Origin of the sequence: Pseudochrobactrum sp. AO18b, from assembly GCF_000409565.1 — a bacterium.
GTDB lineage: Bacteria > Pseudomonadota > Alphaproteobacteria > Rhizobiales > Rhizobiaceae > Pseudochrobactrum > Pseudochrobactrum saccharolyticum.
In genome coordinates, this window is the sequence record NZ_ANNO01000087.1 from 1 (window position 1) to 10,107 (window position 10,107).

15 protein-coding genes are annotated in these 10,107 nt (G+C 43.4%); 9 read left to right on the top strand and 6 right to left on the bottom strand.

Annotated features, from left to right (window positions below):
- Both A918_RS0103985 and A918_RS0103990 read right to left on the bottom strand, forming a co-directional pair.
- On the bottom strand, positions 1 to 283 hold a 283-nt coding region (locus A918_RS0103985; protein ID WP_022709802.1), incomplete at its 3' end, for a general stress protein.
- Positions 284 to 322: 39 nt separating this feature from the next.
- Positions 323 to 661, bottom strand: coding sequence for a hypothetical protein (locus A918_RS0103990; protein WP_028233360.1), 339 nt, complete (start codon positions 659 to 661; stop codon positions 323 to 325).
- A 115-nt stretch (positions 662 to 776) separates the two neighbouring features.
- Here A918_RS0103990 and A918_RS0103995 point away from each other — a divergent pair, with 115 nt between their 5' ends.
- Positions 777 to 1,151: a low affinity iron permease family protein gene (locus A918_RS0103995; RefSeq protein WP_028233361.1), complete on the top strand. Its 375-nt coding sequence runs from the start codon at positions 777 to 779 to the stop codon at positions 1,149 to 1,151.
- A gap of 70 nt (positions 1,152 to 1,221) precedes the next feature.
- Positions 1,222 to 1,818, top strand: a complete 597-nt coding sequence (locus A918_RS0104000) for a PRC-barrel domain-containing protein (RefSeq protein WP_022709805.1) — start codon at positions 1,222 to 1,224, stop codon at positions 1,816 to 1,818.
- Positions 1,819 to 2,077: 259 nt separating this feature from the next.
- On the opposite strand, the gene A918_RS0104005 is transcribed toward A918_RS0104000, so the two are convergent.
- Positions 2,078 to 3,046, bottom strand: a complete 969-nt coding sequence (locus A918_RS0104005; RefSeq protein WP_051138979.1) for an SDR family oxidoreductase — start codon at positions 3,044 to 3,046, stop codon at positions 2,078 to 2,080.
- A gap of 363 nt (positions 3,047 to 3,409) precedes the next feature.
- Between A918_RS0104005 and A918_RS0104010 the strand changes: the two genes are divergently transcribed.
- The 6 genes from A918_RS0104010 (at position 3,410) to A918_RS0104035 (ending at position 7,268) form a co-directional block, all read left to right on the top strand.
- Entirely contained in the window at positions 3,410 to 3,613 is a 204-nt protein-coding gene (locus A918_RS0104010; RefSeq protein WP_022709807.1) for a CsbD family protein, read from the top strand.
- Between the two features lie 96 nt (positions 3,614 to 3,709).
- Positions 3,710 to 4,342, top strand: a complete 633-nt coding sequence (locus tag A918_RS0104015) for a hypothetical protein (protein ID WP_028233363.1) — start codon at positions 3,710 to 3,712, stop codon at positions 4,340 to 4,342.
- 41 nt (positions 4,343 to 4,383) lie between these two features.
- Positions 4,384 to 5,238 (top strand): trehalose-phosphatase, encoded by an 855-nt coding sequence (otsB, locus tag A918_RS19375; protein WP_022709808.1) that lies wholly within the window; start codon positions 4,384 to 4,386, stop codon positions 5,236 to 5,238.
- Positions 5,239 to 5,257: 19 nt separating this feature from the next.
- The gene (gene otsA, locus A918_RS0104025) at positions 5,258 to 6,637 is read left to right on the top strand and encodes an alpha,alpha-trehalose-phosphate synthase (UDP-forming) (RefSeq protein ID WP_022709809.1); all 1,380 of its coding nucleotides are present in this window, start codon (positions 5,258 to 5,260) and stop codon (positions 6,635 to 6,637) included.
- A 170-nt stretch (positions 6,638 to 6,807) separates the two neighbouring features.
- Complete coding sequence (locus A918_RS19380) at positions 6,808 to 6,996, top strand: hypothetical protein (RefSeq protein ID WP_022709810.1); 189 nt, start codon at positions 6,808 to 6,810, stop codon at positions 6,994 to 6,996.
- A gap of 62 nt (positions 6,997 to 7,058) precedes the next feature.
- Positions 7,059 to 7,268, top strand: a complete 210-nt coding sequence (locus A918_RS0104035) for a CsbD family protein (protein ID WP_022709811.1) — start codon at positions 7,059 to 7,061, stop codon at positions 7,266 to 7,268.
- Positions 7,269 to 7,362: 94 nt separating this feature from the next.
- Here A918_RS0104035 and A918_RS19385 read toward each other — a convergent pair whose 3' ends face one another.
- The 3 genes from A918_RS19385 to A918_RS22430 form a co-directional block, all read right to left on the bottom strand.
- Positions 7,363 to 8,463 (bottom strand): PAS domain-containing sensor histidine kinase, encoded by a 1,101-nt coding sequence (locus tag A918_RS19385; protein WP_033315865.1) that lies wholly within the window; start codon positions 8,461 to 8,463, stop codon positions 7,363 to 7,365.
- Between the two features lie 116 nt (positions 8,464 to 8,579).
- Entirely contained in the window at positions 8,580 to 9,131 is a 552-nt protein-coding gene (locus A918_RS0104045) for an RNA polymerase sigma factor (RefSeq protein WP_028233364.1), read from the bottom strand.
- Positions 9,132 to 9,165: 34 nt separating this feature from the next.
- Positions 9,166 to 9,336 (bottom strand): NepR family anti-sigma factor, encoded by a 171-nt coding sequence (locus A918_RS22430; RefSeq protein WP_198013270.1) that lies wholly within the window; start codon positions 9,334 to 9,336, stop codon positions 9,166 to 9,168.
- Positions 9,337 to 9,593: 257 nt separating this feature from the next.
- Between A918_RS22430 and A918_RS19390 the strand changes: the two genes are divergently transcribed.
- Positions 9,594 to 10,028, top strand: a complete 435-nt coding sequence (locus tag A918_RS19390; RefSeq protein ID WP_022709814.1) for an SOS response-associated peptidase family protein — start codon at positions 9,594 to 9,596, stop codon at positions 10,026 to 10,028.
- Positions 10,029 to 10,107: the final 79 nt, after the last annotated feature.

The following is a 10,107-nucleotide window of genomic DNA, read 5'->3' on the forward strand; positions in this document are numbered from 1 at the left end:
CTCCAGCCGCGCCAGCGGCTGTCGCAGCCAACCAGCCCGCAGCAACCACTGGTCCAACACCCGGAATTGCCAACAGCCCCAGCCCCGCCAGCAAGCCACCCGCGCCACCTACTGCCGCACCAATACCTGCACCTACTCCAGCTCCTTCAGCGGCTCCGGATTCTTTGTTCGCGTCATGAGTGACGATGCTGATATCATCTGAAGGGATACCTGCTGCTTCCAAATCCCGAACGGCCTGTTTGGCGGTTGAGTAGTTATCAAATAGCGCTGTAATATTTTTCATAATCTTCTCCCTTTTATATAAAGCAATTCGATTGTGATATTATGGATTGGCTGTTGTTACGTTACCCTGATAATCCATAAGAACATTCACACTCGCACCGGCTTTCTGAGCTGTTGCATGCCAAATGCCGTCAGTATCCAGATTTTGCATTTTGACTTCAGTAAATCCGGCAGATTCAATTTTTTCTTTTGCCTGATCTTCTGTGAAGCTGTTCTCACCTTTGACCGGTGCCGCAGGATTGGTTGAATCCGGCGTGACAATTGCTGGTGTCTTAGTAGTGTCAGTCTGCGTGCTTTGTGGATTAGCCCCTGATTGAGCAAAAGCACTTGCAGTCATAAAAATACACGCAGATGTCAAAGTGATCAGTTTGAGTTTCATCATATAACCTCCTGTTGATATTTTACTAACGAAGAGGAAATCTGATTGTTCCAAAATTCAGCATCAATCAAGCGATAACATAATGTAATAAATGAAAATAATATGGGAGATCGAAATGGGTAAATATTTCTCTGATCTAAGCGAGGAAATATCCAAAATTACTGGGCACTATGGATCATTTTTAATAGCGATTACATTTATAATTATATGGTCACTATCAGGTCCATTCTTTAATTATTCTGATTCATGGCAATTAATTGTAAACACAACTACAACAATAATAACTTTCTTAATGGTTTTTCTTATTCAAAACTCACAAAATAGAGACTCATGCGCTCTTCACACAAAGGTTGATGAGTTGATTGACGCGCTAAAAAATGCCGATGAAAGGGTCATTGGAATTGAGCATCTGCCATTGGAGGAACTCAAAAAATTAAGAGATAAAATCGAACATCATGCAGCTCTAAAAAGCCAATCTGAAAAAAACTGAAATTATATTTTGGAACTATTCCGCCGCTCGAATGTTAGAAAATTGTAACATACGTGCAAAGGAGATAGTTATGTTGAGAGCTAAACTTCTGGCAACGTCGTGTGCCTTGTTTATTGGTAGTGCGGCCTATGCTCAGACTAGCGACACCACTACCACGCCAAGTGCGCCAATGGAGCAGCAGCTTCAAACCACCGTTAAAACGCAGAACATGTTCGGAAATCAACCTTCGGATACAGCTGCTGAAACCAATAAGGTTGGCTTTTTGGAAGCAAAGCCAGGGCAGCTTCTTGTCTCATCATTCATCGGACAATCCGTTTATGATAGCTCGGAAAATGGCGCACAGTCTGTCGGTAAATTGAATGACCTTATTACGAGTCCCGAAGGTCAGATTGAAGCTGCTGTAATCGGTGTTGGTGGTTTTTTGGGTGTAGGTGAAAAAGATGTAGCGGTAAGCCCAGATCAATTACAGCTTGCTATGCGTAGCGATGGTAAGAAATGGCTAGTCATTAAAACAACCAAAGAAGAGCTGAATGCTGCGCCGACTTTCGACCGTTCATCGCTTTTCCCAGAAGGTGTAGCTGATCCCGCAGCTGCAAACAAAAAGAGCCCAACGGAAATGCCGGCATCCCCCGCTCCGGCTACTCCGCAAACCAATACCACGCCATAACGCACACATATTTATGATGACTGTCCGGGTTGGTACCGGGCAGTCATCAATGCATGAAGGAGCTATGCACTATGAAATATGGCTACCTGATTTTAATAGTGGTGCTGTTGATGCTTTTAGTATGGGTAGTAAACAAACCCAGCAAACCAACTGTAGGCACTCAGGAAGCGCCTCACTCATTACAAACGACTCCGGAGAATTAGCCGTTTATTTTATGAAGTTAAGGGCCTTGGCGCGTCAGCCCAAGGCCATTATTTTATCAATATCCACCTATTACAGGTAAAATCTCTCCCGTTATGTAGCTCGCTGTTTGCTCAGAAGCTAAAAACACATAAGCGGGTGCAAGTTCTTCCGGCTGCGCGGGTCTTTTCATTGGGGTGTCAGCCCCAAACTCAGCAACATCAGCAGCCTCTTTATCGGCAGGATTGAGCGGGGTCCATACAGGCCCGGGAGCTACCGCATTCACCCGAATGCCGTCTGATAGCAAATTAGCGGCTAGTGCACGGGTAAAGGCGTGAATACCACCTTTGGTCATTGAATAATCAACGAGCTTCTTGCTTCCCCTCAATCCTGTGACGGAACCGGTATTAACAATCGCCGCTCCTTTTTTCAAAAAAGGCAATGCAGCTTTTGTCATATTATAATAACCATACAAGTTGGTCTGTATTGACTCATCGAAATGCTCCGGCAACAAATCCTGAAAGCGGTTAGCATGTAATTGAAAAGCTGCGTTATTAACCAGGACATCAAGCCTGCCAAAGGTTTTTACAGCATCGGAAACAGCTTTTTCACAAAATTCCAGATCCCGCACATCTCCCTGAATTAAGAGGCATTCACGCCCCTCTTTCTCGATCATTTGCTTTGTAAGCTCGGCGTCTTTTTTCTCCTCGAGATATAAAACTACAATGGTTGCACCTTCACGCGCATATAAAACTGCCACGGCTCTCCCAATGCCGGAATCTCCACCTGTAATAAGTGCTACCTTATCCTGTAGTTTTCCTGATCCTGAGTAGTACGGCGCATCGTACATGGGCTCGGGTTTCAAAACTGCTTCAGACCCTGGCTTAGCTATATTTTGCTTCGGAAAAGGTGGAACCGGATATTCACGTGCACCAGTTTCAGACTCGTATGAATGTTTCGTTTTCTTATCGGAAACCTGCGCTTGCAGCTTCCTTTGTCGGGAGGCAGTAATTTTTGCTTTATTTGAGTTTTTTGAAGATTGTGACACGGCTCTCTCCCATAAAATAATTATGTGAACGATAGCCGGATGGGATAGAAACTCGTCTGCCATTTCGTTGGCCACAATGAGAAACCGAAAAAATCAAAGTGTTTTTCATTACCATCATGTTCGGTTGACACGGCCACCGCTCATAAAAGGAATGTTACAGGGCTATCTTGGTTCCGAAATTAATTTAAAGCGCCAATATTACAGACCAGCACCCTGTTTGTGGGCAGCAACTACATCAATTCGAAAACTCCAGCACTTAGTAGACGATGTTAAATATGTAAATTTTATCAGCTTTTATTGAACCATTCTCGTTGTGCTTCGTTAGTTCATTGTATCAAAACCATTAAACGAAGGAGAATCCTAATGGATTGGAACAGAGTTGAAGGGAATTGGAAGCAGATCAAAGGTAAGATCAAAGAGCAGTGGGGAAAGCTGACTGACGATGATCTGGATCAGGTAAACGGACGCCGTGAACAGCTTGAAGGAAAAATTCAAGAGCGGTACGGAATTGAAAAAGATCGCGTCAAAAAAGACATTGATGATTGGTACAACCGACAGACGTGGTAACCCGCAAAAGCTCCCGTCAGGGAGCTTTTTCATTTATGCAACAGCTTTTGCTCCTGCATCGCAACATGTCATGATACATCTCTGAGAGGAGGAGTTATGTCTGATATTTATGCTATCCAGTTCACTCCTGCAGATTTAAAAAAGTCTGTAAGCTTTTATATTGATCTGACAGACGGAAGATCTTTTGACGAAGTCATCTATCCAGATTCTCCTGCACCTATCTTACGTAATAATTTAGATGGTCCTGAACTCGGATTTAGTAGCTGGGGCATGCCCTCTCCCGACAAAGCTGTAAAACATATAAATGATAAAGGGATCACACACATCCGGCAAAGTGATGTAGCTCACTGGCAGAAATGGCAGACTGTTGCTCATCGCTGCCTGATACCAGCCATAGCCTTTTGCAAACAAACACATAAGTCCGCCGCTTTATCTGGCAATGATGCCCGATGGCTGCCACTACACACACGACCGGAAAGCTACTATTCTTTGCCGGCATATGGACAGAATGAGTTGGAACCCGAGACCCACAAGAGGGTGAGAAAAGTCATAGTTCGTTTGATTTTTCTTACGACAAAGGCATCCTCTATTAGAGATCAAGACACTCCCATTTCGCTACCGGTTATACCGACCAATACAGATGAGCTGGATGGTTGGATGACCGCTCCTTGGGACACTGCCAGGCTACTCCATCGTCCTTTGAATGAGCAAAAACTCATTTATTTATAAAATTGGTCACTGTTTCTTTTTCAGTAAGGTTAACACAGACAATGAGTACCACCCTGACAAGGGAAAACATTGAATACAATCAAGTTTTAATCCCTGAGTTAAGCCATTTGAAAAATGATAAAGGCGCACTATCAAAGTATGCATTTTTCTTTGACTTAGACGGAACGCTGCTGGATATCGCCTCAGCTCCGGATAAAATACAAATTCCACAACAATTATATGACATTCTATCTCATTTGCACTGGCATCTTGACGGCGCATTAGCACTCATAACAGGACGTCCGGTCAGTTTTGTTGATACAATATTTCCCTCCCATAGCTTTGAAATTGCTGGGCTGCATGGCGCTCAAATTCGTAACAGCGACGGGAGTATAAGCGTACTTAAAATAGATGATAGTTTCTGTACCGCTAAACGCTATATCGAAGATACGCTAACTGATTATCCCGAAATAAAACTGGAAGCTAAAGAAGTCGCTCTCGCGTTGCATTATCGAAGCAATCCCCGCCTGCAGAAAACGACCACAGATATAATCAATAAAGCAGCTTCAATAATAGGCGACAAGTGGACTGTGCAACATGGAAAAATGGTTGCTGAGTTACGGCCTGCCGGTTCTGACAAGGGCTCAGCTTTAGATCACTTCATGGCTAAAGCGGTTTTCCAGTCTCGCATACCAATCGCTTTTGGTGATGATGTAACCGATGAAGCTATGTTTGCGGCAGCGCACAAATATTCAGGCGCATCTGTGAAGATCGCCGCGTCACTCCAACAAAGTTGTGCAATGAGCCTTATATCGTCGCCTTCCGCGCTCAGAAACTGGCTCACCGAAGTCGTTGCAGCACAAGGAACCCTGAGAGTTCCTAACCCCGCCATCAATCATCCTACAAATAAAGTATAAACTGACAGGGGACAAAAAAATGGGAAAACTAATTATCATATCCAACCGGGTTCCTTTGCCGGATAAACATGGAAATGCGCCTGCCGGGGGTCTTGCTGTTGCTCTGCAAGCTGCACTCGAGAAAAAGGGCGGCCTCTGGATGGGCTGGTCCGGTAAGATAATATCCGATAACCTACCGCAACCTCAGGTAAACATTCAAAAGCACGATAATATTGAATATGCGCTGTTGGATTTAGCCAGCACCGACGTTGATGAGTATTATGCCGGTTTCGCTAATCGTATGCTATGGCCACTGTGTCATTACCGGCTGGATCTCATTGATTATGAGAGAAAAGATATGGCTGGTTATTTCCGGGTTAATCGTCTTTTTGCTGAACAGTTACAACCACTTATTCAGCCTGATGATATTATTTGGGTTCACGACTACCATCTCATCCCTCTGGCTGCGGAACTACGTCGTTTAGGTGTTAAAAACCGGATCGGTTTTTTCCTCCATATCCCTTGGCCTTCGGCAGATATCGTCTTCACACTCCCTGTTCATGAAACCATTATGCGCGGGTTAGTGTCCTATGATTTGATTGGCTTTCAAACAGATTATGACCTCGAAAACTTCATCGGCTGCATCTCGCGGGAAAATATTGCTACTCCCTTAGGCGAAAACCGGTTCAAAACCGGCAGTCATGAATTTAAAGTCGGGAAATTCGGGATTGGTATTGAAACAGATAAATTCACTGACACTGCCCAACGGTCAGAAAAGAGTGCCCTCGTCCGGCGTATGCGCGAAAGCATGACAGGACGAGACCTCATTATCGGGGTCGACCGTCTTGATTATTCAAAGGGAATAACAAACCGAATAGAAGCATTTGAGCATTTCGTACAGAACAATCCCGAGTATAAAAGCAAAGTAACTTTTCTGCAGGTGACACCAAAGTCCCGTTCAGAAGTACCGGAATATGCTGAGATGCAAAGTATGGTGGCTGAATATGCCGGTCGCGTCAATGGCGCACTTGCTGCTGTAGATTGGACGCCTATCCGTTACATTACCCGCTCATTAAATCGCAATATTCTCGCAGGCCTGTATCGTCACGCAAAGGTCGGATTAGTAACACCGCTTCGGGATGGTATGAATTTGGTTGCGAAAGAATATGTTGCAGCACAAGATAAAAACGACCCTGGTGTATTAGTGCTTTCTCGATTTGCAGGCGCATCACGCGAACTGGACGGCGCTCTGCTGGTCAACCCTTACGACAAAGAGTCCGTTTCGCAGGCTATTCGTCATGCATTGAACATGTCCCAGAATGAACGACAATATCGTTATTCTTCTATGATTAAGCACCTGCAGGAAAATGATATCAATCATTGGTGTGCGAATTATCTTGGCGAATTGCGATGTGCATAGGCTGAGCCCTTCGTTATTTACATGTTCCACATATGCGTTCAACTTAGGCTATTGAAGCAATATTATACCACAGAACGCTTCAAAATAGCAGTTTCCGATTTTCTTTTTTGGGAACAGAACCCTCCTTCCGTTAGTTAACCAATCAAAGGTTCTAACCGAAGGAGTGTCCCATGAAAGAAATTCCACCGCAAAAAGCTCGGCAGGGTCAAAAAGGCCGGCCTGTTCTCATCGTCTTAATCTCAAGCATGATTATTGTTGCTTTGGTTTGGTTCGGCGCAGAAATTTATGGAAGCTATATTTCTGAAAGTGAGAGCATCATGGATTCAAATACAACCAATGAACATAGCATGCCCGATTAAAATTTCGGAAGGAGCCATATGCCTTGTTCAGCACATGTTACAAAAGAGCTTGGGAGAGATGAATGGACTGGAATGAAATCAAAGCGGACTGGCGGCGTTATAAAGTAAACATCCGTGAACAATGGGGCAACATAACATCTGACGAACTAGACGAAATAGCTGGCGAACAGAATGCTTTGGAGCATAAAATACAACAGCGCTACAATCTAACACCTGAACAGGTAAGAGAGCAGATCAATGAATGGTATAGGAAATTATCCCGAAATACATAAAATCTCAAAAGTTATGATGTTCACACCTCATGAGATGTGAATACCAGATAACTGAGACCTGACTGAGATCATTCTCTTCTCCGTTAATGCCCGACTATCGTGTCAAACGGCTTCCAGAGCTGTATAGCCTACCTTCTTCTTGGATTTGTTGGAATGGCGCGGTAAAGACGGCATGCAAACCATCTTCATTATAATAAACATTTGAAGCGCCAATCCCCATAAGCCCCATTTTAATTAAACGTGAGCCAAAACCTTTTGTAGTCGGAACTTTGACTATCGGCCCATTTCGCTCACGCCACTCTAAAATTAATGTGGAAGTATCACCTTCATTGCTGACTCTCCAATTAACTAATATGGAGCCATCAGGGACTGATAAAGCACCGTATTTGATAGCATTCGTAGTCAGTTCATTTATTAGTAGTGAAGTTGACATTACACCTTTAGGACCGATCAGAATTTGAGGCCCTTCTAAAACTATTTTGCTTTTACTAGCTAAAGATTCAAAAACCGACGTGATAACTTGCTCAATTGTTCCATTAGAGGTGCCGCCCAAGCGTAAAATTTCATGTCCTTTTGCTAAAGCGTGAAGCCTTCGTGAAAACACTGGAACCGCCTCTTTTAAATCAGCTTTACGAAATGTTTGATTTACTAGCGCTTGAACCACACTGAATGTATTTTTAATTCTGTGGGATAATTCAGCATTAATGACGACGGCGTTCTGAACAGCTTCGACTTTTTCCGTCATTTCAATGACGGTATCAATCATGCCCAAAACACGCCCCGTTTCATCAATGATCGGGCTATAACAAAATGTAAAATAGCATTTTTCTGGATAACCGTGACGATTAATAACTAACGGGAAATCTTCGATAAATGTCGCCTTACCCTGATAGGCATCAAGTATCATTGGCTCAATATTTGGCCAAGCTTCACTCCATATATCTCTGAAAGATTGTCCCATGCAATTTTGCTTGGCACCAAGGATATTTCTGAATGCATCGTTATAGAGGGTTGTATACTCTTCACCCCAGACAATGGCTTTTGGGAAGCGTGATGCGAGCATAAGCTGGACAGTCGTCTTTAACTGCACTGGCCATTTTTCAGGATCACCGAGTGGTGTTTTCGACCAATCAAAAGCCCTTATTTCATCCGCTGATATTCCAACCTCAGATAAAAAGTAGTGAACATTATTCAAAGGAATCACCAAAAGGCTTAAGAGGCAGTTGCATAACTTGCTTTTAAGCATCAACTGATACGAATGTCTCTTAAAAACACTGCAGGGCGACTTTAATATTATTTTTTAAGGAGTCCTTATACAAAACTCCTAAGAGCTACATGAGCGGACGATAGATCCGGGCCAAAATGTCCGAGGCTCTCGATCTCAAGTAACTCTTGTAATCGTGACCTTGCTCTTGAAACACGACTTTTTATGGTTCCGATTGCACAATCACAGATTTCAGCGGCCTCTTCATAAGAAAAACCTGATGCGCCTATTAAGATGATCGCCTCACGCTGATCGTCAGGGAGTTGATCAAGCGCTTTTCGAAAATCCTTTAAATCCAGTGAACCATATTGAGCGGGATGTATTGCCATGGCGTTACTATAAGTGCCTTCACTATCTTGCACTTCACGTCCACGCTTCCTCATCTGGCTATAAAACTCATTGCGCAGTATTGTGACAAGCCAAGCTTTAATGTTCGTGCCAACTTCAAAGGAATCTTGTTTTGCCCACGCCTTTAAAATTGTATCCTGTACCAAATCATCAGCCTTATCCGCATTTCTAATAAGAGATCTTGCAAAAGCGCGCAAATCCGGCAGCGACTCTATTAGGCTCTTTTTAAAACACGACGGATTGTCACTCATAGTTAAACATCTCCCAGCAATACCACTTAAATCTTTATTTAGATTTTTCTGCTTTATCCAATTCATTTAGTAACTTCATTAAGTTCTCAGGTATTTCCTCATCTCTTAGAGAGTTGTATAGTGACCGCAACTTTGTTCCTATGCCTTGATCTGGGCTGAAAGCTGCAGTCTCCCATATTATTAGATTTTTTGATTTATTTTCCATGATAGTTCTTTTCAATAATCTTTATGCACTCTGATTTTCCTGCGATTCTGTGATGACCATGCTTTGGTGTTCGTGTAAGTAAATGCATTCGCAAGCGTTGGGTTCCTGTTTTTTTAAAAATTACAGAACAATCAAATTATGTAAAACGAACCTCATCAGCGCGTTTCACAACCTTAATCTATCATTTGATGTGCCGTTGATATTCGCGATTTGAACCAAAAGTACGTTTCTGCGTTTCTAAAGAAGCGGAGGGTGAAATGTGCAATATCTATAATATTAAAATGCATAGTGCTCAGCTGAAGCAGGCCGTCGGGTCATATATTGATCTAACAAACGGCGCATCATTTGATGAAAATATCTACCCTGATTATCCGGCGCCAATATTGCGCAACAATCTGGATGGACCAGAGTTAGCATTAAGCAGATGGGGCATGCCAACCCCGCCGATGTGCGTCAAAGGCGAGGCCGACGAAGGCATAACAAATGTGCGGAATATCTCATCCCGCCATTGGCAGCGGTGGCTTGATGTTGCTAACCGATGTCTTGTTCCGGCAACATCATTCAGCGAGTATGCGCAGGAGCCGGATCCGAAGACAGGAAAGAAGAACCTTCATTGGTTTGCTATTAATACGACCCAACCACTGTTTTTCTTTGCCGGCATTTGGACAGAATGGATTGGTGTGAGTGAATAGCCCCGAGTTTATTAGACACTCTTCGTCTTCAGTTTGTGGTTCTGTTCAAAGTGTGCTGGTGACAGCATACCATTTCTAA

Coding starts and splice junctions, on each gene's coding strand:
- A918_RS0104010 (WP_022709807.1), top strand. CDS start 3,410: ATGGATTGGAACAGAGTTGAAGGGAATTGGAAGCAGATCAAAGGTAAG.
- otsA (WP_022709809.1), top strand. CDS start 5,258: ATGGGAAAACTAATTATCATATCCAACCGGGTTCCTTTGCCGGATAAA.
- A918_RS0104000 (WP_022709805.1), top strand. CDS start 1,222: ATGTTGAGAGCTAAACTTCTGGCAACGTCGTGTGCCTTGTTTATTGGT.
- A918_RS0103995 (WP_028233361.1), top strand. CDS start 777: ATGGGTAAATATTTCTCTGATCTAAGCGAGGAAATATCCAAAATTACT.
- A918_RS0104015 (WP_028233363.1), top strand. CDS start 3,710: ATGTCTGATATTTATGCTATCCAGTTCACTCCTGCAGATTTAAAAAAG.
- A918_RS0103990 (WP_028233360.1), bottom strand. CDS start 661: ATGAAACTCAAACTGATCACTTTGACATCTGCGTGTATTTTTATGACT.
- A918_RS0104035 (WP_022709811.1), top strand. CDS start 7,059: ATGGACTGGAATGAAATCAAAGCGGACTGGCGGCGTTATAAAGTAAAC.
- otsB (WP_022709808.1), top strand. CDS start 4,384: ATGAGTACCACCCTGACAAGGGAAAACATTGAATACAATCAAGTTTTA.
- A918_RS22430 (WP_198013270.1), bottom strand. CDS start 9,336: ATGGAAAATAAATCAAAAAATCTAATAATATGGGAGACTGCAGCTTTC.
- A918_RS19390 (WP_022709814.1), top strand. CDS start 9,594: ATGTGCAATATCTATAATATTAAAATGCATAGTGCTCAGCTGAAGCAG.
- A918_RS0104045 (WP_028233364.1), bottom strand. CDS start 9,131: ATGAGTGACAATCCGTCGTGTTTTAAAAAGAGCCTAATAGAGTCGCTG.
- A918_RS19380 (WP_022709810.1), top strand. CDS start 6,808: ATGAAAGAAATTCCACCGCAAAAAGCTCGGCAGGGTCAAAAAGGCCGG.